At 58.9% G+C, this 26,250-nt stretch carries 14 protein-coding genes and 4 pseudogenes; 13 read left to right on the top strand and 5 right to left on the bottom strand.

Translation table 11 applies throughout. The features are described from left to right. Positions 1-12: 12 nt before the first annotated feature. Positions 13-474: a methyl-accepting chemotaxis protein gene (locus I3J27_RS34435; RefSeq protein ID WP_270163289.1), complete on the top strand. Its 462-nt coding sequence runs from the start codon at positions 13-15 to the stop codon at positions 472-474. A 1,725-nt stretch (positions 475-2,199) separates the two neighbouring features. Beyond that, the gene (locus I3J27_RS34430; protein ID WP_270172959.1) at positions 2,200-3,012 is read left to right on the top strand and encodes a polysaccharide deacetylase family protein; all 813 of its coding nucleotides are present in this window, start codon (positions 2,200-2,202) and stop codon (positions 3,010-3,012) included. A gap of 541 nt (positions 3,013-3,553) precedes the next feature. Here I3J27_RS34430 and pdxR read toward each other — a convergent pair. Continuing rightward, entirely contained in the window at positions 3,554-5,020 is a 1,467-nt protein-coding gene (gene pdxR, locus I3J27_RS34425) for a MocR-like pyridoxine biosynthesis transcription factor PdxR (RefSeq protein WP_270163288.1), read from the bottom strand. A 102-nt stretch (positions 5,021-5,122) separates the two neighbouring features. Here pdxR and I3J27_RS34420 point away from each other — a divergent pair, with 102 nt between their 5' ends. Genes I3J27_RS34420 through I3J27_RS39130 form a run of 3 tightly spaced genes read left to right on the top strand, consistent with a single transcriptional unit; the run spans position 5,123 to position 6,401 of the window. Beyond that, entirely contained in the window at positions 5,123-5,749 is a 627-nt protein-coding gene (locus I3J27_RS34420) for an FMN-binding negative transcriptional regulator (protein ID WP_270163287.1), read from the top strand. A gap of 26 nt (positions 5,750-5,775) precedes the next feature. Continuing rightward, entirely contained in the window at positions 5,776-6,138 is a 363-nt protein-coding gene (locus I3J27_RS39135; protein WP_306417042.1) for a LysE family translocator, read from the top strand. Then, positions 6,033-6,401, top strand: coding sequence for a LysE family translocator (locus I3J27_RS39130; RefSeq protein WP_306417078.1), 369 nt, complete (start codon positions 6,033-6,035; stop codon positions 6,399-6,401). The genes I3J27_RS39135 and I3J27_RS39130 overlap by 106 nt, the downstream gene beginning before the upstream one ends. A 1,371-nt stretch (positions 6,402-7,772) precedes the next feature. On the opposite strand, the gene cysN is transcribed toward I3J27_RS39130, so the two are convergent. Further along, positions 7,773-9,677, bottom strand: a complete 1,905-nt coding sequence (gene cysN / locus I3J27_RS34410; protein WP_270163286.1) for a sulfate adenylyltransferase subunit CysN — start codon at positions 9,675-9,677, stop codon at positions 7,773-7,775. After that, positions 9,678-10,613: a sulfate adenylyltransferase subunit CysD gene (cysD, locus tag I3J27_RS34405; RefSeq protein ID WP_270172958.1), complete on the bottom strand. Its 936-nt coding sequence runs from the start codon at positions 10,611-10,613 to the stop codon at positions 9,678-9,680. It abuts the gene before it with no gap. A 2,125-nt stretch (positions 10,614-12,738) separates the two neighbouring features. On the opposite strand from cysD, the gene I3J27_RS34400 reads away from it, so the two are divergent. Beyond that, entirely contained in the window at positions 12,739-13,959 is a 1,221-nt protein-coding gene (locus I3J27_RS34400; protein WP_270163285.1) for a methyl-accepting chemotaxis protein, read from the top strand. 840 nt (positions 13,960-14,799) lie between these two features. On the opposite strand, the gene I3J27_RS34395 is transcribed toward I3J27_RS34400, so the two are convergent. After that, entirely contained in the window at positions 14,800-15,495 is a 696-nt protein-coding gene (locus tag I3J27_RS34395) for a response regulator (protein ID WP_270163284.1), read from the bottom strand. A gap of 1,207 nt (positions 15,496-16,702) precedes the next feature. Here I3J27_RS34395 and I3J27_RS34390 point away from each other — a divergent pair. The 5 genes and pseudogenes from I3J27_RS34390 (at position 16,703) to I3J27_RS34370 (ending at position 20,903) form a co-directional block, all read left to right on the top strand. Continuing rightward, a complete protein-coding gene (locus I3J27_RS34390) occupies positions 16,703-16,897 on the top strand; it encodes a 4Fe-4S dicluster domain-containing protein (protein WP_270163283.1) in 195 nt (64 codons plus the stop codon). Between the two features lie 204 nt (positions 16,898-17,101). Continuing rightward, a pseudogene (locus tag I3J27_RS34385) lies at positions 17,102-17,330 on the top strand (Fe-S cluster assembly protein SufB); the annotation flags it as partial. 262 nt (positions 17,331-17,592) lie between these two features. Then, positions 17,593-18,356 (top strand): annotated as a pseudogene (gene sufC / locus I3J27_RS34380) (Fe-S cluster assembly ATPase SufC). After that, positions 18,353-19,657: pseudogene (gene sufD / locus I3J27_RS34375) on the top strand (Fe-S cluster assembly protein SufD). Before sufC ends, sufD begins: the two co-directional pseudogenes overlap by 4 nt. Further along, positions 19,654-20,903 (top strand): annotated as a pseudogene (locus tag I3J27_RS34370) (cysteine desulfurase). The pseudogenes sufD and I3J27_RS34370 overlap by 4 nt, the downstream one beginning before the upstream one ends. Positions 20,904-21,781: 878 nt before the next feature. Here the strand turns inward: I3J27_RS34370 and I3J27_RS34365 are convergent. Continuing rightward, entirely contained in the window at positions 21,782-22,585 is an 804-nt protein-coding gene (locus I3J27_RS34365; RefSeq protein ID WP_270163282.1) for a calcium-binding protein, read from the bottom strand. Between the two features lie 479 nt (positions 22,586-23,064). Between I3J27_RS34365 and nifD the strand changes: the two genes are divergently transcribed. Together nifD and nifK are read left to right on the top strand one after the other, a co-directional pair. Continuing rightward, positions 23,065-24,564, top strand: a complete 1,500-nt coding sequence (gene nifD, locus I3J27_RS34360; RefSeq protein WP_270163281.1) for a nitrogenase molybdenum-iron protein alpha chain — start codon at positions 23,065-23,067, stop codon at positions 24,562-24,564. A 71-nt stretch (positions 24,565-24,635) separates the two neighbouring features. After that, positions 24,636-26,189 (top strand): nitrogenase molybdenum-iron protein subunit beta, encoded by a 1,554-nt coding sequence (gene nifK, locus I3J27_RS34355; protein WP_270163280.1) that lies wholly within the window; start codon positions 24,636-24,638, stop codon positions 26,187-26,189. Positions 26,190-26,250 lie beyond the last annotated feature (61 nt).

Raw genomic sequence — 26,250 nt, 5'->3', positions numbered from 1 at the left:
CGGCAGACCAAATTGCTCGCGCTGAACGCGACAATTGAAGCGGCGCGCGCCGGCGATCTCGGCAGAGGTTTCGCGGTTGTCGCTGATGAAGTGAAGTCTCTCGCAACGCAAACGGCGCACGCGACTGTCGAGATCAGCGAGCACATTCACGGCATTCAGGCGGCAACAACTGACTCGGTCGGCGCAATTGCCGACATCGGCGTCATTATCGGTCGCATTTCGAACATCGCCGTGACCGTGGTCAACTCCATCGCAGAGCAAGGGGCGACGAGCAGGAATATCGCGTCCAATTTGCAGGAAGCGGCAGCCAGAACCAGCCAGGTGGCGGCGAGCGCCATTGAAGTGACCAACGGCGCAAAGGAGACAGGAGGGGCTTCGATGCAGGTGCTGATGTCTGCCGAACTGTTGTCTGGGGAAAGCGCGCGGCTGAGGCGCGAGCTCGGCAGTTTCCTCGGGAGGGTCCAGGCGGCTTAAGCTGGCATCACGAGCCGCCGGAGCCGGAACATCGATGCGGTTTCGAAGATTGCTTCAGTTGCTTAAGGCAATGGCGCGAGCGAAAGCGTCGTCACGTGCGCGGCCAAAGCCGTCGCACGTCGTGTCCTTCGATAACCGCCTGCGCAGGAGATGACCCGTAGCTCCTCTCATCGTGGTCCATGTTCCATGTTTGATCGCTCCTGCTGCAGAGCTTCCATACCGTTTCGATGCAGCCAAAGAAGCGCTCTTGCGAGCTGACGGAGATCGTTTCGGCTCGCACCAACGGGCAGTCGTCGTGCCCGACGAAGAGCATCCGCAGCTTGCTTCTCCAATCGCGATAATTCCCGCTCTGTCATCGTCACTTGACCGATCTACACTCAATCATGCCGCACGCTGCTGGGTTGGCCCAACGGCACTTATGCCCGGACTCGGACGAGCCTCAGATCTCAAGTATGCCGGCAGTCCAATCTGCGCCCGTGCCATTTCGCAGGCTAGGGGACGTTGACGGCTGGCATGGGCGTGGTCGGCCCCGGCACGAAACCATCCTGGTGTCGGCCATGGACCGCGAGCGCAATTGCAAAGGTCACAAGGAGAATGATGAGCCCACGCATGGCAAAAAGCTTACTCTGGTAGCAGTATCGGATTTATGAAACACCTCGCACTCCGGGATGCTTGAGGATCGGCGTGCAAACCCCGTGACCTCTAAATCAGACGAGCATGTCGGGCCGCAGTGACAGACCGGCTTAGGCTCGACCTTCCGGATTCTCAACGCCTTCTTGTTGCAAAACGGCGCGCGATCACCTCAGCGCGCTGGAAAAAAGCATGTCTTCCTGACAACAGCAGGAATAGTGCACGCGATTCGCATAATCATTTATGCGTTCGCCGGTCAAACCGCGAAGGCAGCAATGGGGCTCATGGTCTTCGCCGCAACTGAAAGCGATGTATGCCCAATCACGACTTCGTCTCGGGTAGCCTCCTAGCACTGACCGCGGCCGGCGTTGCGCTGCTCTGCTCGAGCCTGCTTGCCTTGGTCTTGATCTAAAGCCAGTGCGCCGGCTTTGGTTTCGTGCCTTTGCGCATGCGGCGTCGTGATCGGACGTCTTTCGATGCGAATCTGTTGGTGAACTCGGCCGGTCAGCTGCGAATGACTAAGGTTATAACGAGACAACAAGTTCGTTGAATGTATACGGCGGAGGAAAAATGATCAGATCAGTATTCGCTGCGTGTTTGTTGACGTGGTCCGTTGGTGCGGCGCAAGCGCAATACCTCGGTACGGGTTCTAACCCAAACAGCCACGGCGTCTCAGGTTACACTCGCAGCAATGGGACTTATGTGCAGCCATACACGGCGACAAATCCGAAAGCACTCAGCGCGACAACTACGGCACCAGGGGCAACTATAATCCGAACACTGGCACATTTGGCCATCGCTCGGCGCGCTACTGACGAAAGTCGCCGCGATGGCCAAGTCATCGCGTAACACCGGCAAGCCTTGGCGGCGCCAGGACCATCCGGCAGCTCAAAGAGCTGGCAAAAGGCAACGCACCCACGCGCGTTATCGGGCTCAAGCTCGGCCCGACCGAGACCGCAATCTACGGGAAGGCGTCATCCGAGGGCATCTCCCTCAGTCCCACAAACCAAAACCCCTACAATCGCAAGAAATGATGGACTTCGCCGGTATGCTCCAGTGAGCGCATTCAGCCTTGAAGCACTTGGGCCGAGCGCAATGGCAAAGTTGCGCCTGCACAAGGCGGCTTCACGGCTCGTCGGCGCTACGACGGCGCTGCTCACTGGGATTGCCGTGGCAAACGCGGCCGATTGCTCACGCAAGGATGCGCTTGGCACTTCGCGTGTGCTCGCTGTCGATGCAAAAACCTATCCCCGCGTCGGCTTGAAGAGCTTTCCGCAGACCTTGCCGTTAGCCGATCATGAGGTCGTGCTCACGTTCGATGACGGGCCGAGGCCCCCAAACACGCAGAAGGTGCTGGCCGCGCTCGCGCAAGAGTGCGTACGAGCCACCTTCTTTCTCGTCGGCAAGTCCTCCGCCGAACTTCCCGAACTTGTCCGGCGGATCGCCGCTGAGGGTCACACCGTCGCGCACCATAGTTGGTCGCATCCGATGATGTCTCAGATCAGCTTCGAGCAGGCGAAGGAAGACATCGAGCGAGGAATCGCGGCCGATGAGATGGCGCTCAACGGCGTGTCGACCCAAGTGCCCTCGACGCCGTTTTTTCGCTTTCCCTATTTCGACTCGACGCCTGCGACGCTCGATCTTCTGCAGTCACGTGGCATCCTCGTCTTTAGCGCCGATCTTTGGGCGGCCGACTGGGAAAACATGACCCCGGAGCAGGAATTGAAGAAGCTGATCGAGCAACTCGAGATCACCAAAAAGGGGATCATTCTGTTGCACGATCCGCAGGCGTGGACGGCAGCTATGATGCCCGCGTTTCTGCGCTACCTGCACGACAATGGCTATCGGATCGTACACTTAGTGCCGGCTGCTGCCTCGGCCCAGACGCGCGCCGACGGAGCTCATTGATGGTACGCGAGCGGCTCTGAGTTCCGCTCCGGAACCGCGGACTACGTAGAGTGCGGCTGCGTCCGCCTGCAAAGAGGCGATCTCTTCGCACTAGCCGCCCTCGAAATCACCCATCGCACCCCGATAATCGCCAGTCGCACCTGCCAGGCGCCGTCCTCAATTAGGACACGCGCAATTCAAATTGGAACACAGCCATTTGCCTAGCTGAGCATGTTTCGACGCTCTGATGCAACGGCCAGAAGGAGGGGGCCGAGCTTTCCTCCGGACTATTTCGGACAGTTGAGCCCCTCAGGAAACAACAACGCCGCTCGCTTGAAATGAGTGCGAGCGGCGTCGCTCCAGCCCCGGGAGGATGATGCAAAATCCCGGTCGCCACTAAACTAGCATAACCTGTGCCAAAATACATGTTCCGAGACGGGACACACGCGGCGGCAGATGAGAACGTAACATAATAATCCGCGACCATAGTCGGCGCTCTGCGCCGAGGTTTCCTCGCGTGTCAGGGAACGTTTGGAGCGGCATGGGGCCAGATGCGGAAGTGCTATCGTGCCCTCAGTGCACTGGCGAGGCGGTCAACACCGTGTCGGATCTCTCGTGCTTCAAGTGCGGCGTAGCCGAAAACAAACCCAGCTCGCCGTTTCGCGCTTCCCGGCCCATTTTCGTATAGTCCGGAAACAGGATAAATGCCGACGCCTCTGTGCCGGGCGTTTCGTGCGGTTGCGTCCTCCTGCGCCGCATCGAGTTTCTTGAACCAGGCCACCACATGGAGCCCGGCCTCGGAACCCTGCACTTCGATAGCGTCTCCAAAATGTTCAACGAATGCCTCAAGCAAGGCTGAGCGGCGCTGCGCGTTCTTTCGCCGCAGCTTTCTCACGTGCCGCTCGTAGGCGCCCGAGTGTAGGAAGTTGGCCAGCGCCGCTTGCTCAAGCGCCGGCGAGTGCCGATCGGTAAGGCGCTTGGCCGTGCGGAAAGCGTGGATGAGCTCTGGCGGAACCACGACATACCCTAGACGCAGCAAGGGCGAGAGCGTCTTTGAGAGCGTTCCGAGATAGATGACGTGAGCCGCCTCATCGAGGACATGCAAGGGCTGAATGGGACCAATATCGTATCGGTACTCGCCGTCATAGTCGTCCTCGATGACATAGGCTCCCACCTTGTCGGCCCACTGCAGCAATTGAGCACGACGCTGTGCTGAGAGAACGTGACCTAACGGAAATTGATGTGAAGGCGTCACGTAGCAAAGCCGAGCCTTTTTGACATCCTTAAGGGCTTGTGTCTGCAAGCCTTCTTCATCGACCGGGACGAATTGAGGCGTAGCCCCCGCACTCTCAAAAACATGCCGGGCGGCCCAATAGCACGGCGTCTCAATCACGAAGCGATCGCCGGGATCGAGCAATATCCGCGAGCACAGATCGAGACCCTGCTGTGATCCGTTGACGACAATGATCTGGTCGACGCCGCAGCGCAGGCTGCGCGCACGCCACGGATAAGCTTGCAGCGCTGTTCGCAGCTCCATTGATCCCTGCGGGTCCTGATAGCGCAGACTGCGCGGACCAGGCGTCGTCAGGACTTTCGTCAGAGCGCGGCGCCAGGCCAGACTCGGGAAATCGGCAGTCGCAACATCGCCATAGCGAAAGTCGATCCGCAGGGGCTCGGTCGCGATCGGCGGGCCGGACAATTCGAAGAGCCGTCGCCCGAACGCCGATAGACGAGCGGTTCTTGGCGCCCGCTTGCCGCCTGCCTGCGACAGGCTCCCCGATCGAAGCGCAGGCGCAACGCAGGCCCGGCGACCCTGCCGCGTCTCGATGAAGCCTTCCGCGAGAAGCTGCTCGTAGGCGGCCGTAATCGTGGTTCGAGAGACTCCAAATTCGGCCGCGAGGGCGCGGGTCGAAGGAAGCTGGTCGCGCGGTCTGTAGACGCCATCCTCGATCTGCGCCTTCAATGCTTCATAAATTTGCCGCGCCCCATTTGGCTTATGGCACCGCTTTCCTGTCTCGGACTGGCCCACCAATATCGCTCCAAACTGGCCCTTCAAAGCGGCCTGTGTGCGGCCTAGATCATCGGGCCTCAAGATCCGATCGAGGTGTTCGGATGCGGAGGAGTTCTAGCAATGTATATGCCGCCAGCCTTTCGCGTCGAGGACATCGCCGAGATTCATCGGACCATGCGTGAGGCCCGCTCGGCAACCCTTGTCACTGCAACCGAAGAGGGGCTGATCGGAACGCTAGCTCCGATGCTTCTCGACGAGACGGAGGGTCCGAATGGCACGCTTTACGCGCACGTGGCAAGGTCTAATCCACAGTGGAAGCCGCAGCCTTCCTGTGAGGCGATGGCCATCTTTGGGGGGCCTGAAGCCTATGTCACTCCGTCCTGGTACGTGACGAAGCAGGAGACGCACAAGGTCGTGCCAACGTGGAACTACGTTGCGGTACATGCCTACGGTACGATCGAGTTTTTCGATGATGCGGATCGGTTACTCGACCTCGTGAGACGACTGACGGACCTGCACGAGCAATCGCAAAAGGACCCCTGGGCAGTCGCGGATGCTCCGGCTGATTTCATCCAAGCGCAGCTCAAGGCGATCATCGGCCTGCGCATGCCGATCACAAGGTGCGACGCCAAGCGGAAGATGAGTCAGAACCGCAACGCAGCGGATCGCGCCGGCGTCATCGATGGATTGTCGAGGAGCGATCGCCCTGAAGACCATATTGTGGCCGCGCTGATACCTAGAGGATGACGCTGGGCCCTGCCGGGACGAGGTGAATGATAGTCGATTTTCAACCGTTCTTGCTGTTCTTGGGAGCTGCGCTCCTGGTGGCGATCACATCAGGACCCGGGATATTCTACGTTGCGGCACGAACGTTCGCAGGTGGCCGTCCGCGTGGTCTGGCATCGAGCTTTGGTACCGGTGTTGGCGGTCTTGTGCATTTTAATGCCGGGGCGGTCGGCATTTCTGCGCTCGTGATGGCGAGTGCGGAAGCCTTCACTATGCTCAAGCTCGCCGGAGCCTTCTATCTGATCTGGCTTGGCTTCAAGACACGGAAGCCGAGATCGTCGACCCGGTCGGGCTGGAGACAGTCGGTGTCGGACGGGCATTTCGGCAAGGCATCATTGTTGAGGCGCTGAATCCGAAGACGGCTGCATTTTTTCTCGCCTTCATCCCGCAATTTATCGACCCAACCGCCGATGTCGCCCGGCAGTTCGTCGTCCTTGGGACAATTTCAGTTGCGCTCAACACTGCTGCCGATGTGGTCGTGACCCATTGGGCCGCCAAAGCAAAAGCGGGACTCGCCAAGCGACCATCGGCCCTCGCCAAAATGCGACAGCTATCTGGTGCAGCTATGTGCACGCTGGGAGCTTCACTCCTTGTTGCGCGGCGGGCTGGTTGATCACCGCTGGGCATCCATTCTGCCAGCTACCGCCTGTGTCTGACGTTGCTGCGCAATCTTTCAGCTTACTGCTCAGGAAAGATGGCGCCATCTATGAAGACCACAGCGTGCATACCGTCGTTCGCCTCGGGTCGCGCTAGTCTGACGAGACTGGATGTGCTGCATGTGGGTGATCGGTTCGCTCCGTCGCTGTAACGGCCGGCCGCCAACCTTCACATCCCGAACAGCTCGGACATGAGTCATGAATCAGCCGAACGGCAAGCCGTTTTAGAGTTTTTGGATTTGTTTCGCCGCCCGCGGCTAGATTCAGAATCTTTTCGGCGAGGCATGCTTTTAAGGAAGACGTCCGCGCCGGTTCCGGCACCATTTGGACAGCATCGTCCAGGACGCGTCTCAACACGGCACGCAGGTGAGCATCTGAATTTGCAGCTGTCATTGGGCTAATCCAACGGATAAAATCTGTGCGGGTTGGCTTCGGCTCTCAGCCAGTGTTCCGAAGATTCGTCGAAGCCCACCGTTCGATAGTCCCGTGTCGTCTAGTGATTGGTGCCGTCGGCTTGGTTGCCGTCACACCCGACACATACAAGAAACATGTTTAGCGGAGGTGACACTGAAGCTTGGAATGCAAATTCTTTGTTGGGTTTGCTTTGTCCAGAACGAAGTCGCGAGGGAGTTGTGTAACGACCGACCGAATCCCAGCAGATCGTGCGGCCTGCAGCTCCGTTCAAGAGCACGTGGTAGAGGTGATCAATGAATCTCCCTGCGGCGACATTTTTCTGCGTAAATTATCCGAACCGGCCGAGTAACGTCGAATGCAAGCAGCTCGTTTGGGTAAGGGCGACATCATGCGGGCGCTTATTCGGCAGCAGAGTCGTTTCCCAAGAACTGCTCAGAACCTTGTCGACTGGAGCAGCAAAGGCCAGGGCGTACCTATCCCACGTGGCGCGATGCGGCGCGCCGGGCCGGCAGGCCGCCCGTTTTTCGACAACGCCGTCTGAACCAGATACGAGCCTGTGTGGGTAAAGGTAATGCCGGAGACGAACTCGACCACACCACAAAGGGGTCCTTCACAAGAGTGACCGTAGTCAGCTGCTCGTCGATGCCCCGACTGACGCAGGAACGGATGACATTACCCACAGAAGCCAAACCAAGCGCGCGCCGCGTTCGACCGAGCCTTTCACGATTGAGAACGTCGGGCCAGTCTAGACCGATCCGAGCTCGCTGCGACTTAGGGCCCGCAAAACTGGACGTCGCCGGATGGTGCAGGAGTTCGGCATCATGTGACGGCGTGGCATTTGGTCCGATCCGCCAGATCAGGTTGGAGGTGAGAAATGCCAGTCCCTCGGCAAACAGCTCCGACAGCCCAGCCGGCTAGTTCTCCGTCCGGTTGGCCGGCACGATGATCCCTCGTGTGGCCAGGCAGTTTAGCACCGTATCGGCCAAGCGCTCCGGCTGCTGGTTCAGTGTTGTCAAATGGATCTCCGGCGCGCTCGGCGCCTCGTACGGCGCATCGATGCCGGTAAAATTCCTGATCGTGCCTGATTTCGCCTTGGCGTAGAGCCCCTTCGGATCGCGCCGCACGCATTCGCCGATCGGCGTGTCCACAAAGACCTCGATGAATTCGCCGTCGTCCACGAGATCGCGAACCATGTCTCGCTCGGCCTTGTAGGGTGAGATGAACGAGCAGATCACGAGCAAGCCGCTATCGGCCATCAGTTTGGCCACCTCGCCGACGCGGCGGATGTTTTCAACCCGATCGGATTCGGTGAAGCCGAGATCTCGATTGAGACCGTGCCTGAGATTGTCGCCGTCCAAGAGCATGGTGTGATACGACATCGCAAATAGCTTCTGGTCGACGAGGTTGGCGATGGTCGATTTGCCCGCGCCGGAAAACCCGGTAAACCAGATGATGCAGGGTCTTTGGTGCTTGAGAGCGGCGCGCTCCTTCTTGCCGAGTGAGAGCGGCTGCCAGGCTATGTTGGCGGCACGCCGCAAGGGGAAGGCAATCATGCCAGCGCCGACGGTCCGGTTGGTGTCGCGGTCGATCACGATGAAGGAACCGGTGCGCCGATTCGCTTCATAGGCATCGAAGGCTGCCGGCTGTACGGTTGCAATATTGCAGAAGCCGATTTCATTGAGGCTCAAAGTGCGGGCTGCCACGTGCGCGCCGGTGTTGACGTCGATCCGGTATTTCATCGCCGTGATGCTGCCGGACGCAATCGATTGCGTGCCGATCCGGAGGGCATAGGACCGGCCCGGGACCATGGGCTCCTGGTCCATCCAGATCAGGTGGGCGGCAAACTGATCAGCGACCTCCGGTCGTTCCGTCGGCTTAGCGATGATATCTCCGCGGCCGATGTCGATCTCGTCGGTCAGCGTAATGGTCACCGCATCACCGGCTTCGGCGCGCACAAGGTCGCCATCGTACGTCACGATCTGCTTGACGCGCGAATTGCGTCCCGATGCCGGAATAACGATTTCGTCGCCGACCGCAATGCTGCCGGAGACCACCGTTCCAGCGTAGCCGCGGAAATCCAAATTCGGCCGGTTCACCCATTGTACCGGGAAACGGAAGGGCAAGCCGGCCGTCTCGGACTGGATGTCGATATTCTCGAGATAGTCCAATAGGCAAGGGCCGTGAAACCAGTCGGTATTGCGGGACAGGCGGATGATGTTGTCGCCGTATCGTGCGGAGATCGGGATAGCCGCGATCGACGTGAAGCCGAGGTTCGAAGCGAAATCGACATAGTCGTCCACGATGCGATCAAACACTTCCTTGCGGTAATCGACCAGATCCATCTTGTTCAGGGCCACGACCACGTGCCGGATGCCCAGGAGCGAGCAAATGTAGGAGTGGCGCTTGGTCTGCACTAGGACGCTTTTGCGCGCATCGATCAGGATGACCGCGAGCTGGGCATTGGAGGCGCCGGTCGCCATGTTACGCGTATACTGTTCGTGACCGGGCGTATCGGCCACCATGAACGATCGGCGCGGCGTGGTGAAGAAGCGATAGGCGACATCGATGGTGATGCCCTGTTCGCGTTCGGCCTCGAGTCCATCGACCAGCAGGGCAAAGTCGATATCATCTCCGGTTGTGCCGTGCTTGACGCTGTCGCGCGCAAGCGCCTGCAGCTGATCCTCATAGATCGCCTTGCTGTCGTGCAGAAACCGGCCGATTAGCGTCGACTTTCCATCGTCCACCGAGCCGCAGGTGATGAAGCGAAGCTGATCCTTGCTGTCGGTGAAGGTGAGCTCTCGCAGCGCATCAGTATCCATTCAGAAGTAGCCTTCCCGCTTCTTTTTCTCCATCGATGCCACCTCATCGGTATCGATCAGCCGTCCCTGACGCTCGGAGAGCGTCGCAACCTGCATTTCCGCGACGATGTCCTTGATGGTGGCGGCGTCAGACTCGATGGCGCCGCTCAGCGGATAGCAACCAAGCGTGCGGAAACGCATCATCTTGAGCTCGGGCGTCTCGTCAGGAGCCAAGGGCAGGCGCTCATCATCCACCATGATCAGCGTGCCATTGCGATGGACCACCCACCGCTGTTTTGCGAAATAAAGCGGAACAACCGGAATGTTCTCCAGCATGATGTATTCCCATACGTCGAGTTCCGTCCAATTCGAAATGGCAAACACGCGCATTGTCTCGCCGTTCCGGCTGCGAGTGTTGAAGAGATTCCACAGCTCCGGCCTCTGGTTGCGCGGGTCCCAGACATGTCCCTGCGAACGGAAGGAGAAGATGCGCTCCTTCGCCCGGCTTTTTTCCTCATCGCGCCGGGCGCCCCCGAACGCCGCGTCAAAGCCGTAAAGGTCGAGCGCCTGCTTGAGCGCATCTGTCTTCATCACCTGCGTGTGCAGCGTCGATCCGGACTCTATTGGGTTAATGCCGCGCTCGATCCCGTCCTGGTTCACATGAACGATCAGGTTGATGCCGAGACGCTGGGCCGTCCCGTCGCGAAAGCTGATCATCTCGCGAAACTTCCAGGTCGTGTCGACATGCAACAGCGGAAACGGGACCTTCGCCGGATAGAACGCCTTCTGCGCCAGGTGCAGCATGACGCTCGAATCCTTGCCGATCGAATAGAGCATTACGGGCTTACTAAATTCGGCAACGACTTCGCGCATGATCTCGATGGACTCGGCCTCCAGCCGCCGCAGATGCCGCGGCAGCGTGCGCGTCTGTGGTTCAGTGATATTTTGTGCGTTCATTCTGAGCATCTGCGGTTCCCCGCGCGGCAAGTCGCCGTTTCGATAATCTAACTTGCCATAGCTCATGGGGCCGCTCTCAGGGTCCGTAACGTTGAACAGCAATCACGCCGATTATCCGCGAGCTTTCGAAACTCATCCGGATCAAGTGTCTTGCTTACGTGTAGCTTTCGTTTCCGTGCCACGCCGAACGATCGAGAACGGAAAAGTAGAATAGGTGGCACCAGGAACGAAGCATCTGACCTGAGTGCTCGAAGCCATTGGTTATGAGATGAGGAGATCAAGATCAACACCTGAAGCGGTTGTCTCTATTCAAATTCTGGATGTCCTCCATCGACACAATCGATTTTACCAGTCGTACGAAATGGCGGATAACAAACGCTCAGTCGGAGAAATAGACCATCAGGCCGGTTTGCCTCGTATCCATGTGAGCGCCGTCTCAGATAGCGGTCGTCGGTTCTTGACGCGCCTGTCATCGCGCCGCTTTTCGACGAACGTCATCCGGCGAACGGCATTCATTTGACGTTTTGCAGAAGGCTTCGTGAAGAAATATAGACGCCGCTGTCGACTTGCCTACGCGCAAGTGTTGGGCCGAATTGCTTGAAGCGCATTTTCCATAGAGCAGTCAGCCGCGACAGCACGTTGTGTTCGTCATGGATATCAGCCTGCTCGTGGCCAAGGTTAACGGCGAATGCCCTCGCCGTAAATGAACCGCCGGTGTCCTCCCTCTGCCGACGGAAGCTGGTGCGATGTCTTGTACATCGCTCCTCCCAGACTAAACTTCGCCCGGCCCCAAAAGGGTCGGGCCCTTTTTAGTGCGGCCGGATCCATCTAGCCCTCAGTGGGGCAGGGCTCGCAAGCGAGCTCAACGCCTTTCGGCGTGCCCTTGGGACGCATCTGGCCATTCAAGCCAAGACCAGACTATCTATGGCTTCGTATAGCGATCCGCCTTTATATCGATGCCGTGGATACATTCGATCATAACAATCGATTTTACCGATCGACTTAAACGCTGGATACTCATCGCGCCGGTGAATTTCGAGCTGAGACGCCGCAGGTCGTCTAGGTCGATTGTCGATTGATGAGGCAGTCGGGCAGCCCTACGCAATCGGCTGGTCGGCTAGTCTCTATCTTTTAATTCGCGTGCCAGAAGGGTGCATGAGGCAGTCATGAGTATGAGTGGGGACGGGTCTACCGAAGCGGCCAGTCGGGCGCCTGAAACGAGCGTATCGAGCGACGGTGCTTTGTGCGCTACCCCTTCGACTTCTCTCGTTTCACCTGCGCAGACGCGTCAAAGGTTTTTCGTCGTCCCGGTGAGGACAAGTCCAGTAGAGCCGCGCGCTGTAGAACGCATCGTGCATAGTCCTCGTTGCAACTCGCGTGTCCAGGACCTTAAGCGGAGCATCGAGCTCCAAATCGAAGAGCTGGCAGGGCTAATAAATGACGGCAAAAACGGGCAAGAGGCGACCCAACTGCTGAATGAGCTCACAATCGAGCTCATAACCGCAGCGCTCGGTCTATGGGTAAACCGCGACGAGCGAGCCGGCGGCGCGGTCATAAGTAGTGGAGCTGGGCGAGTCATACAGGACTACCGCAGCGTATGCGAACCAGAACAGCTATCGGTTTTGGCACGAATCTTTGATGATGCAGTTGCCGCACTACCGGAAGAAATGCGAACCGCTGCTAACCGAAGGCAGATCGCCGCGCTCATTCTGGGACGTGCAGCCATAGCTGAGTTCGAGCTGGGCTTACTCATCAGGTTTGTAGTCGCCGTTGCTTCTGTCGTTTGATCAAATCTTGCTGCGTCCCATGTGGGTTGGATCGAGGTCGGTCTCGTTGTTTAGAAGGTGATATATGTAAAAATGCACGCAGCGTTGCCGACAGGACAGTCACGTAAGAGAAGTCTTAATTGAGGTTCGATACGACCACTTGCGCCGGATTCAATTGGGGAATTAGAAATATGTGGCACAGTCGGATATCAAGTCTCGCTCTGGCATTGTCTGTCCCGGCAGCGACGGTTGCGGCTAATGCAGACTTGCTATCACCGCACTTCTGGGGCGCGCTCGTTCTTGGCGGATTTATGTTGGTCCTTTCCGTCGTGACGTCGAGGAGAGGAGAGGCGCCCGCAGTGACCTTGGACGAAGCGATGGCGATCAAGGCTTTCGAAACGATCAAGGATGGTATCACGGTCTATGATGCGGACAAGTGTGTGCTCGCCAACGACGCTGCAGCCAACATGCTCGGGTGTTCCAGTGGAGAAGAGTTGAAAGGGTTGAGTATCGCCTCGCTTTCGCTGGATCCTCAACCGAACGGCAAGACTGTTGCGCAGATGTTCGAGCAGACCAATGAGGTTGTGACGCGGTCGGGACACGTGGCGATCGAATGGTGGCTTCAGCGCAAAGATCAATCCTCCATTCCGGTCAGGATAAGTCTTGTTGTTTCGGAATTCACCGGCCGTCCGGTAGTCGTGTGTGTATGGCAGGATATAACCGACCTGGTTCGGATGCGGGAAGAGAGGCTGAGTCTTGCGAAGAGATTTGATAGCGATGTGTCGCGGGTCGTCAACGTTGTGGCGAGCTCAATGCAGGACATGCACGCGGTCGCATCGGAAATTACAGCTTCAACGGGCGATGTCTGTCTTCGCACTGAAGCCATGACAGAGATGGTGAAAAAGACCGAAGGAAACTCGACCGCCGTTGCTTCGGCCGCTCAGGAGTTCTCGGCTTCGATTGCGGAAATCAGCCGACAAGTTTCGACGGCCGCGAACATTTCGCAAACCGCGCGCGACAAGACCGGACACGCTGAAGCAACGTTAGGTGAGCTCGTTGCTTCGGTGGCGAAGATCAGCAGCGTCGTCCAAATGATCGAGGGCATAGCCTCGCAAACCAATTTGCTGGCGCTCAACGCAACCATCGAGGCAGCGCGAGCCGGCGAAGCGGGGCGAGGCTTTGCAGTGGTGGCTGGGGAAGTGAAGAACCTTGCCGCGCAGGCTGCAAAAGCGACGAGCGAGGTTGATGCTCAAATTCTTGCCATTCAACAAAGGACGGAACTGGCGACTGCGTCGATGAGTGACATCGCCGGCATCATCGACAAGTTGCAGGAGATATCCAACAGCATATCGGCGGCGATCGAGGAGCAGTCGATCGTAACGAACGACATCTCGCGAAGCATTACCAACATCAGTGCAGATATGCGCGAAGCGTCCCGAGATATTGACCAACTCAACGATGCCTCGCGTGCCTCTGGCTCATCGGCGGGGCAGGCCGTTGGGAAGATGGAGAATTTGAGCAGCAATATCGTTTCATTGCAGGGGCAGGTCAGCGACTTCTTGATCAAGATCTCGGCGTAACGTGGAGCGCTCAGTTCAGGTGCAGGTCAAGCAACCAAGTCGCCGCGACGTCTGCTGAGTGGAACGTTGGTCGGCCAGGCGGAACTCTATAATCGGATCGATAACCGTTGTCGGTTCATCCGGGCACGGTTCGTAGGCCAGTTCGGATGCTGATTCGATAGAGTTGCGATCGAGCGGTGCTGTTGTAAACCTCTGTTTCGACCGTAAGCTGGCACTCAGCGAGTGGTACAGAGTTTGATTGTCTAGCTCTGAGGGGCGACCGGTTGGCGACCTTGCTTTGCAGGTTGCGATGAACGGATGGCGCGCCATCATGCGGCCGTCCGCATCCACGCCAGTACGTCGGCTTCGCGGTAGTGCCAATCATTCATGCTGATCTCACTCGCGATCCGAGGTCCCTAGTCATCCGCTTCCAACGCCCTCGCGAGTTCAGTGCGTTCGTCATCCACCGAGACGGTTCCGCGAAGGCGGATGTAGAAAAAGCATCGCCTCGACATGAATCGCCTCCCGCATGGCCGCCGCCGTTCGGACAAATAAGGTGACCTGCTACTGCTGAAACGGAGTCAGGTTTAAGTTTGGGCCCAGTTCGCCAGAGGAGACAGACGACGAGGGGAGAGTTCCGGAAGAGCAGTCCATCTAGGTCTTGATGGAACACGCTGCCGGTCGGCTACGCCAGTCGAGCGTCCCGCTTGATCCGGGCTGCGGCAGTAAGTGAACCTTGCAGAAGGGCCGTAAAGGGGAAGAAGGATTGAGCAGGGGGAACACCAGGAGCGCCAAAGGTGATTGACCATCGATCTTCGTGGGAATCATGGTCACAAACGATGGAAGTCTTGCTTTCAAGTTCTACCCATGGCGCGGTGGATGCGCGCTATTTAATTCAAGAGAGTAGCCGATGCTGCGCGCGGACCTGATCCGTAGCGTCGCGGCGGATCGCCTCAAATGTCCGCGCAAGCGATAGATTGCCGCCTCAAGCGCATTGGTCGAGACCTCACGGTCGAATGAATAGATGCTATCCTCCAGTGAGGCGCGCGGCACCGTGCGCCCAGCATGGCTGAGCAGATACTCAAGAACGCACAGTTCACGATGCGCGATGCGGAGCGGCCGTCCGTCCACCCAGGCTTGCCGGGCAATCGGGTCGAATTCGACATTCCCAAATATGATGAGCGGGGCCGTCATTTGCTTCGATCGCCGCAGAATGGCTCGCATCCGGGCGATGAGCTCAACAGTAGACAGCGGCTTTGGCAGGAAATCGTCCGCCCCACCGTTGAAGCTTGCAATTCGGAGATCGAGATCGTTGAGCCCGCTTATCACCATCGCGGGCATCGATTTTCCGTTCCGCCTCAATTGCTTCAGCCAGTCCAAGCCGTCTCCATCCGGTAGAGCCAGTTCGAGAAGAAGAATGTCATAGCATGCGCAATCAAGAGCTGCCGCCGCTTCGTCCAGAGTGCGTGTCACATCGACGGCGAACCCACACTCCACGAGTGCTCCTTGGACAGCGCGCGCAAAGGCGGTTTGATGATCAACAAGTAGCGTTCGCATTTCATCGTCTTTCGCCAATCTACGACGGGATGATTGAGCGGCTCATCGTCGACCGTGAGGCCACGCGGTTCTTGTAAAGCTCTCCCTTTGGAGTAAACGCCGGAAGCCGGAACTGACGCAGAACAACAGTCGTCAACGACCAATCTATCCGATCCGTCCATCGGCCTATTGGTACCTTCGGCCGTCCGCTGCGGACGCTCGTGGTGATCTTGGCGTCAGCAGGTAGGGTCCGAATCATTGAAGGGATCGAGGGCCGTGACGATACCCTCGCGCATTTGCCCGCCAACGCTCCCAACGCGACAATATACGTCTTTCGAAAACACATGCCGAACCCTGGCGATCCCCAAAACCGAGTCACGTGCGCTCCCGACGCTGCAGCCTATCGAGAGACCGTGAACATTGGCCGGTGCATCCCGGCATTGGCACCAGTCACGCATGTGGTGCGAGCCAGCGTGGTCTGCATTCACCTCGCCTAACGAATACCGGCGTAGCCTCGGATGTGGAACCTGAATTCTGATGGTTCTCCCATCCGGCAGGGGCGAGGCGAAGACGGCCATCCCTGCTCTCCGAGTGACCGACTTGCTCCCGGCGAAGGCGGGCGGCGATGGTTCTCCCGCCTGGCGCATCGGCCATTTCAACAACGTGCCGCCGCAAGACGCGTGATGAGTTTGCAGCGCAACCTTAAGAGCTTCAGACATTCGCAATTCTTGCTCGCTGTCAGGATGGTTTGGCGCGGCCGAGAGAGTCTCGCAGCCCGTGTCGGAAAACCTACAATCTGACGCTACGTACGATTCAAGTCCATCCGCGGGCCCGGGTCAGAAATTTCCTGACATTCGAAGGCCCGCTTAAGCAGCGAGAGCAGGATATTGACCGGCGCAAGGCGTCGAGCGTCGGCAGAATTGGCTTGGAGCGCCCAGATATCGCCTCTCCGTCGGTTATCAGGATAACGGGCTTCGAGGTTGCGCTTCAGCAGGAGCAAATCAAAAAGACAGTCAAGATGCCTCGTTAGGGGCGGGCCTTCCGAAAGCGTCGGAGCGTGCTGCCATTCGAGATCAAGCCCGTGCCTCGAGTGTCGGGGTTGGGACACACTGCTCGGCCGCATACACCCCGCTAGACCCAAAGATACGCCAACCATGGCGCGTTGGCATTGGCACGAGCCTTGAAGGGGAGAAGGCGTCCGGCATCGCATTTTCAGGAAATCACCATTATGGCGTACAAGATAGTCGCGTCCCAGTGCACCGCCTGTGGCGCATGTGAGTTTGATTGCCCCAACGGGGCAGTCAACCTCAAGCGCGACGTATATGTGATCGATCCGAAGACGTGCACCGAATGCGAGGGGCATTTCGGCACGCCGCAATGCGCTGCTGTCTGCCCGGTTCCCAACACGTGTGTCCCGGCTTAGCGGAGCGGCGATGCGCATGGTCGGCACCAGCAGCACGGTCGAGACACAGTTGAGCCCTGCGGCCTTCCTTGTTGGTGACCTGGTTAGAGTGACGGTCCGTTCCGCGTTAGGCCAGATTGAGTCGCTGGCCTATACGGTCGAGGGGGGACGCCATAACCGTTGCCGGACGTGGCCGGAATGGTCTCTGCGCGTGCGGAGGCGCCAATGGTAGCCGTACAAGAGACGATCGCGTGCGTGAAGCGCATCGACGTCGACCAGTATCGTTATGGGTTTGAGACCTTGATCGACTCCGAAAGGCTCCAAAGAGGTTGTCGGAAGATACCGTCAAATTCATCTCGCAGAAGACAGAACGAACCGGCCTGGATGCTCCTGTGGCGGCTCGAAGCCTGTCGCCGCCGGCTGACCATGATCGCGCCGACCTGGGCGCGCTCCAGCGCGGCCTCACCCAGGAGGAGGCAGTCGGCCCCGTCGTCAACGGCTTGGTCAAGGACGGCTCCAGCAGCTGCCGATGGAATTCGCAGTGGCGGCGCAGAAGCTGATCTCGATCCTGCTGGAAGGGGCGGTCGGCTAGCTCTGGCCCCATCCTGAGGAGGCCGCGCAAGCCGCCGTCTCGAAGGATGGATACCGGATTGATTGTTGGCCTCATCCTTCGAGACGCGCCTTCGGTACCCCTCAGGAGGAGACGGAACAACACAATGGCATTGCTTGAAGTGAAAGGCCTGAAGGTTCGTGTCAAGGAGCGTGAGATCCTCCACGGGCTGACCCTGACCGTGAACGAGGGCGAGATTCACGCGATCATGGGGCCGAACGGCTCCGGCAAATCGACGCTCTCCCATGTGATCGCCGGCAAGCCCGGTTATGAGGTCACCGACGGCCAGATCGTGTTCAAGGGCGAGGACCTCCGGAAGAGCGCGTCGCGAAGGGGGTGTTCCTGGCTTTCCAGTATCCGGTCGAAATCCCCGGCGTTGCCATCATGACCTTCCTGCGCACCGCGCTGAACGCGCAGCGTAAAGCGCGCGGCGAGAGCGAATTTACGACTCCGGACTTTCTCAAGAAGGTTCGCGAGGTCTCCAAGTCGCTGAACATCCCGCAGGACATGCTCAAGCGCGGCGTCAATGTCGGCTTCTCCGGCGGCGAGAAGAAGCGCAACGAGGTGCTGCAGATGGCGCTGTTCGAGCCGAGCCTGTGCATCCTCGACGAGATGGATTCCGGCCTCGATATCGACGCGCTGCGCATTGCGGCCGACTGCGTCAACGCGCTGCGTTCGCCGGGGCGCGCCATGGTCGTCATCACCCATTATCAGCGGCTCCTCAATTACATCGTGCCTGACGTCGTGCACGTGATGTCGAAGGGCCGTGTCGTGAAGAGCGGCGGCAAGGAACTGGCGCTGGAGCTGGAAGCGTCCGGCTATGCGAATTTCCGAAGACGCGGCTTGGCCGTGTTGCGGATATTCCGATGACCCTGGCTCTGGCGAATACCAATCCCGAATGCCCGGCGAGAGACGTTTTTAACGCCGCGCGCGGACGGTTACCTGGCGGGAGCTGTTGCCGATGCTCGCGCCCGCGCTTTCGACGCATTCGAGCGCGCTGGCCTGCCGCACCAGCGCCTTGAGGAGTGGACATACACTGACCTTCGCGTGCTGATGCGCGCGGTCCTGCCGCTAGCGCCGTTACCGGACGTTGCCGCGCTGGTGCGCGCAAAAGCGGCAGTTGCACAGACGGCACTCGAAGGCGCGGCTAAGCTGGTGCTGGTCGACGGAGTGTTCGCGCCTGACCTGTCGGACCTGGCGGCGTTCGGCGAGGGCGTCGATGTCAAGACGGTGCCTGAGTTTCTGGAGTATCCGCCGGGGCCGATCTGCTGATAACCTTCACGACGGATCCGATGATCTCACTGAATGCCGCGATGGTGACTGACGGTGTCGTGGTCACGCTTGGCGATGGTGTCGCGCTGAGCCGTCCGATCCAGATCATTCACGTCGCGACTCAGGCTTTATCGTCTGCGTTCACACGCTCGCATCTGAAACTTGGCAAGAGCGCACAGGCGCCCCTGGTCGAAAGCTTTGTTGCTGCCGATGGCGCGAGCGCCTATCAGGTTCACGACGCGGTGATCGCCCAGAGTGGGGAAGGAGCGAATCTTTCGCATTTGCGCGTGGTGGCTGATGCAGCTGGCGCCACGAACATCTCGTCAAGCATGATCACAGTCCATGAGAAAGCGACGGTCAATTCCTTCAACATGACCTATGGCGGAACTGTCACTCGCTACCAAGGCTTCATTACATTGGCGGGTGCGCGGTCCGATCTCTCCCTCAACTGCGTCAACCTGCTCAAGGATACCCAGCACGGGGACACCACGCTGGTGATTGATCATGCCGCACCTCGTTGCACGAGCGAAGAGAATTTCCGCTGCGTGGTGGACGATCGCGGCCATTCCGTGTTCCAGGGACGCATCATCCTCAACGCGCAGAAATCGCAGGGCACGATGATGACGCGGGCGCTGCTCCTGTCTGACGAAGCCAAGGCCGATAACAAGCCGGACCTGCAAATCTTCGCGGATGATGTCACCTGCGGCCATGCCGCGACATCAGGCGCGCTCGACGACAGCCTCTTGTTCTATCTGCGTGCGCGCGGCCTGCCCGAGAAGGAGGCGCAGGCGCTTTTGATCCAGGCGTTTCTCGGCGAGGCGATCGAGGAGATCGCAGACTGTGCTCTGCGGGAGTTCGTGAGCGCGCGGGTCGCGCGCTGGCTGGAGACGCGGCGATGAGCACGCATCCGGCCGTTCGCGGTTCCACTTATGACGTGATGCGCGTTCGTGAGGAGTTTCCGGCGCTTGCCATTCGGGTGTACGGCAAGCCGCTCGTCTATCTCGACAATGCTGCCTCGGCCCAGAAACCCAGGGCGGTGCTCGACCGCCTCATGTGGGCCTATACAAGTGAATATGCCAATGTGCATCGCGGCCTGCATTACCTCGCCAATGTCGCGACCGAAGCCTATGAGGGGGCGCGGACCAAGGTGGCGCAGTTCGTCAACGCCCGCCGTTCGGAAGAGATTATCTTCACCCGCAATGCCACCGAGGCGATCAACCTCGTGGCCTCTTCCTATGGGCAGCTGAATATCGGCACTGGCGACGAGATATCGTGCTCTCGATCATGGAGCACCACTCCAACATCGTGCCTTGGCATTTTCTGCGGGAACGTCACGGCGCCGTGATCAAATGGACCCCGGTTGACGACGATGGCGATTTTCTGATCGAGGACTTCGAAAAGCTCCTCACCCCCCGCACCAAGCTGGTCGCGATCACGCACATGTCGAACGCGCTTGGGACCATCGTGCCGGTCAAGGATGTGGTCAAGCTGGCGCACGCCCGCGGCATCAAAGTGCTGGTCGACGGTGCGCAGGGCGCCGTGCACCTGCCGGCGGACGTGCAGGACATCGGTTGCGATTTCTACGTCCTTACCGGTCACAAGCTCTACGGGCCGACCGGGATCGGTGTGCTCTACGGCAGGCATGAGCTGCTTGCTGCGATGCGGCCCTTCAATGGCGGGGGCGAGATGATACGTGATGTGGCGCAGGACCGGGTCACGTATGGTGATCCTCCGCACAAGTTCGAGGCCGGCACGCCGCCGATGGTCCAGGCGATCGGACTGGGGGCCGCCATCGACTATGTCAACTCGATCGGTAAGGCGCGCATCGCCGCCCATGAGCAGGATCTTGCCGAGTACGCGCACGAGCGCTTGGGTGAAATCAAGTCGCTGCGGCTGATCGGCATGGCGAAGGACAAAGGGCCGCTGATCTCCTTCGAGCTGAAGGGCGTCCATCCCCACGATGTCGCGACGATCATCGATCGGCAGGGGATTGCAGTGCGCGCCGGCACGCATTGCGCGATGCCGTTGATCAAGCGGTTCGGTGTGCCAGCAACGTGCCGTGCGTCATTGGCGCTCTACAACACGCATGCAGACGTTGATGCACTCGCGCAGGCCGTTATTGCGGCCGATGAATTGCTCGCATGAACAGGCGACGCCGCCCCAAGCGATAAGGGATGGCTCCGTCGCATCGCCGCTCCGATACGTGAAATCCTCATAGCGTGTGGCCTCTGCCGGCGCGGGTGAGGCGGTTCTTTGGCGCGACAAGAAACGAGGGCAAGCGTGCTGGTGGACAATGGCGCGGCATTGGCCGATGCGAGCGAAATCGAAATCCGGCGGTAGAGGTTCAGCTTCACAATCATCCCTGCCAAGTCACGTTTCAATCCGCAGGCCGTGCTCGCGGTCATGCGCGCTGGCTATCGACATGGTGGGTCTTGGCCCGGCAAGGGAGATTTTGGGCCCCCTTAGTTGATGCCATAACGATTTGATTTCACCGCATAAAACTGTTTTCAAGAGGGTGGAATGGATGATTGAGATCCGGGAAGGGCAAGAAGGTCATCGCGGCGCTGCAGAGGGCGGTCGTGAACCACGAGGCAGAGAACTATTCCTCTTCACCGATCCGGATTGCCACACCTTGAAGGACTATACGATGCGCGGGATCAAGACCGGCTTTCGCCCTTGCTGCTGTCGGGGTGAAGAGGTGGCCGCTATTTTGCCACCACAACCGACCGAACCGGAATCCCGGACTGCGCTTTCGTGCCCTTCGACGTGAAGTGTACTTCGGCTTCGGTGAAATCATCCTGATCTCGGACAGAGGCGAAAAGGTCAACTGACGACAGCAAACTCGTTGATTGGAATTGGGGTGTTTTCCCGACGCGCTTCAGGAGGATCGGGTCTGCGGCCAGCGCGCGAGGCACAGCTTCATCAAGCTGAACACGCTGTGCCTGCCACTGCCCTGGCAAGCAGCGGAAAGGGAAAGCGCCCGCCGGTGGGGGCGGGCGCAGGGTTCAGCACGGGTTTTGGAGTCAGTGAAATGTGAAGTTTCCTGCGGTCAGGCCCAAGCTGGCCAAGCCGTCCACGCTGTGCACATTGCTCAGGTGGGCGAGCTCGTCAACGTGGTTCGCGGAGGTGACGTAGGCCAGATTCGCAGTCATGCTCTTGTATCCAAAGTAGACGATCATGTCGCCGGGGGCCGCGGAAATGGCACTGGCTGCGTCAGAGCCGTTGGAGAAACCCCGATCGGTGATCACCACGACATGTTCCCCATGAGCACCTGAGGCTGGGCCACTGTAGAAGGTGTCCACCTGATTGCCAGACCGCATGCTGACGTGATTGATGAAGTTCGCGTTAAGACCGTCGCTGCCAAAGCCGACCGCGTCGAATGCGAAGGTGTCCTGTGCCGGGTCGAAATCCACGATAGTGGTGTGGTCGGGGTCCGACCCGTACCGTGGGTCGGATCCGGGGATCGGGTTGTGGAACTGGAACGCAAAGGTGTCGTTGCCGGTGCCTCCCGTCAGGGAATCCCTGCCGTCACCGGCGAAGAGGACGTCGTCGCCGGGACCGCCGTAGAGTTTATCATTGCCCTCATTGACGATTCGCGGTTTGTCGGGGCCGTTGTCGCCATAGAGGAAGTCGTTACCCTCCTCGCCGAAGACGTTGTCATTGCCCGCGCCACCGAAGACTCGGTCATTGCCCTCGCCGGCCGAGATGACGTCGTTTCCGGCACGACCGTCGATCCAGTCATCGCCCTTGGGGTCGGTGATTATATCGTCACCGTCGCCGCCAAAGAGACTATTGCTGCCCGGACCGCCAAGAATTGGTTTGTCCATCGCGAATACTCCTTGTTAGACAGCCCCGCCACGCCACCTGGCCCGTTCATATTGCTCATCGGCCAATTGGAATAATTCATTGTTTTGATAGAACGCATCGGCATGGCGGATACATCCACGTGCGCTTCTCTGGCGCACCTCAGCGCATCGGCTGGTGCGACCCGGTTTGAGCGGTTGGCCGCCGGGCTATGACGCAGTCGCCAGCGGGCGCGCCAAGCCCACCCCAAGGCTACCGTTTTGCAGCCGAATATCAGCGGTGCAATGCCACGCCCGCTGCTCGTTGTTTTCTATCGAACAGGCGCAAGCGAGTCTGTCCATGGAGAAGTCCCGATGTCGGCTTTGCAACACAGTCCGGCCGGGCTCGCCGACAACGCTATGTTCTTCCAACTCCGCTCGTTTTTGCATTTGCACGTGGCTGGCACGGTCGTTGCTAAACTCTTCGCTGAGCGCCGTCTCGCTAACTCTCAAAGGATATCAGCATGAGCTTCGCTACGACCGAAAGCATTGAGGAGATCAAGGCCCGCAATAAGGAACTCATCCAGGAAGTGTTGACGGTCTATCCCGACAAGACCGCGAAACGGCGCGCCAAGCACCTGAACGTTCATGAGGCCGGGAAGGCGGATTGCGGAGTTAAGTCCAATCTCAAATCCATTCCCGGCGTGATGACGATCCGCGGCTGCGCCTATGCGGGCTCCAAGGGCGTGGTCTGGGGACCGATCAAGGACATGATCCATATCAGCCATGGTCCGGTCGGGTGTGGCCAGTACTCCTGGGGGTCGCGGCGCAACTACTACGCCGGTACGACCGGTATCGATACGTTCGTGACCTTGCAGTTCACGTCCGACTTCCAGGAAAAGGATATCGTGTTTGGCGGCGACAAGAAACTCGTCAAACTCATTGATGAGCTGCAGGAGCTGTTTCCACTCAACAACGGCATCACCATCCAGTCGGAATGCCCGATCGGCCTGATCGGCGACGACATCGAGGCGGTATCGAAAGCCAAGTCGAAGGAATATGACGGCAAGACGATCGTGCCGGTTCGCTGCGAGGGCTTCCGCGGCGTCTCGCAGTCGCTCGGGCACCATATTGCTAACGATGCCGTGCGCGACTGGGTCTTCGACAGGCTCACGCCCGAGAAGTCCCGCTTCGAGTCAACGCCCTACGACGTTGCGATCATCGGAGACTACAATATCGGCGGTGATGCCTGGTCGTCTCGAATCCTGCTGGAAGAAATGGGGCTGCGCGTGATCGCCCAGTGGTCCGGAGACGGGTCGCTGGCCGAGCTGGAGGCCACGCCGAAGGCGAAGCTCAACATCCTGCATTGCTACCGCTCGATGAACTACATCTCCCGTCACATGGAGGAGAAGTTCGGGATTCCGTGGTGCGAATACAATTTCTTCGGTCCCTCAAAAATCGCGGAGTCACTGCGCAAGATCGCGGGCTATTTCGACGACGGGATCAAGGAGGGAGCCGAACGGGTGATCGCGAAATATCAGCCGCTTGTTGATGCGGTGGTCGCAAAATACCGCCCCCGCCTGGAAGGCAAGACCGTGATGCTGTTCGTCGGCGGATTGCGTCCACGCCATGTGATTGGAGCCTACGAGGACCTCGGCATGGAAGTCATCGGCACTGGCTATGAGTTCGGCCACAACGATGACTATCAGCGAACCGCCCAGCATTACGTCAAAGACGGCACGCTTATCTACGATGATGTCAATGGCTATGAGTTCGAGCGCTTCGTTGAGAAGATGCAGCCAGACTTGGTCGGCTCGGGCATCAAGGAAAAATATGTGTTTCAGAAGATGGGTGTGCCATTCCGGCAGATGCACTCCTGGGATTATTCGGGTCCGTACCACGGCTATGACGGCTTTCCGATCTTCGCGCGCGACATGGACATGGCTATCAACTCGCCAATCTGGGGAAAGACCAAAGCGCCCTGGAAGGCTGTTGCAGAACCGAGGCTTCTGGCTGCGGAATAAGCGGCCTTTTCGCCTCTCGTCCGAGGCGTCGAGCCGACATTGACCACGATTTTCAAGAGGATTCCCACGAAATGGCGCAGAATGCAGAACACGTGCTCGATCATGTCGAGCTGTTCCGCGGTCCGGAATACCAGCAGATGCTGGCCAACAAGAAGATGTTCGAGAATGCTCGAGATCCCGCGGAGGTCGAACGCATCAGGGAATGGTCGAAGACGTCCGAATATCGCGAAAAGAACTTTGCCCGGGAAGCGCTGACGATAAACCCTGCCAAGGCTTGCCAGCCGCTCGGTGCGGTCTTCGCCTCCGTTGGATTCGAGGGCACGCTACCCTTCGTGCACGGTTCCCAGGGATGCGTCGCTTATTACCGCAGCCATCTGTCGCGGCACTTCAAGGAGCCGAGTTCCTGTGTCTCCTCGTCGATGACGGAAGATGCTGCAGTCTTCGGCGGCCTGAACAACATGGCCGATGGGCTCGCCAATAGCTATAACATGTATAAGCCCAAGATGATCGCGGTCTCCACGACCTGTATGGCGGAGGTGATCGGGGATGACCTCAACGCCTTTATCAAGACCTCCAAGGAGAGAGGGTCTGTCCCAGAGCATTTCGACGTGCCGTTCGCGCACACGCCAGCCTTCGTCGGCAGCCACATCACCGGCTATGACAATGCGCTGAAGGGTATCCTCGAGCATTTCTGGGACGGAAAAGCCGGGACAGCACCGAAGCTCGAGCGCATCCCCAACGAGAAGATCAACTTTATCGGCGGCTTTGACGGCTACACTGTTGGCAATACCCGCGAAATCAAGCGCATCTTCGACTTGATGGACGTTCAGTACACCATCCTCGCCGACAATTCCGATGTGTTCGATACGCCGACCGACGGCGAGTTCAGGATGTATGACGGCGGCACCACGCTGGAAGACGCCGCGAACGCGGTTCACGCGAAGGCGACGATATCTGCGCAGCAATGGTGCACGGAAAAAACGCTTGCGTTCATCGCCGGCCATGGCCAGGAGGTCCTGGCTTTCAACCATCCGGTCGGCGTCTCCGCGACCGACGAGCTGCTCATGGCGTTATCGCGCATCAGCGGCAAGGACATCCCCGAGGCGCTGGCGCGAGAGCGCGGCCGCCTGGTCGACGCGATGGCTGACTCCAGCGCGCATATCCATGGCAAGAAATTTGCGATCTACGGCGACCCAGACCTATGTTATGGTCTGACTGACTTCCTGCTCGAATTGGGCGCCGAACCGGTCCATGTGCTGTCCACGAATGGCAACAAGGCCTGGCACGATAAAATGCAGGCCTTGTTTGCGAGCTCGCCGTTCGGCCAGAACTGCCATGCCTATCCAGGGCGAGACCTCTGGCACATGCGCTCGCTGCTCTTCACGGAGCCGGTCGACTTCCTGATCGGCAATACGCATGGCAAATATCTGGAGCGCGATACCGGCACCCCGCTGATCCGCATCGGTTTCCCCATTTTTGATCGGCATCACCATCACCGCTCTCCGGTGTGGGGCTATCAAGGCGGCATGAACGTTTTGGTGAAGATCCTCGACAAGATCTTTGACGAGATCGACAGGAAGACCAGCGTCGCAGGTACCGACTATAGCTTTGACATCATTCGTTGATGACGAAAGACGCTTAAGTCATCGCAGGAAAACATCGGCGATGGCTAAACGCGCGATGGCT

It is taken from the genome of Bradyrhizobium xenonodulans, from assembly GCF_027594865.1.
GTDB lineage: Bacteria > Pseudomonadota > Alphaproteobacteria > Rhizobiales > Xanthobacteraceae > Bradyrhizobium > Bradyrhizobium xenonodulans.
This window is presented reverse-complemented; position numbering and strand designations above follow the sequence as displayed.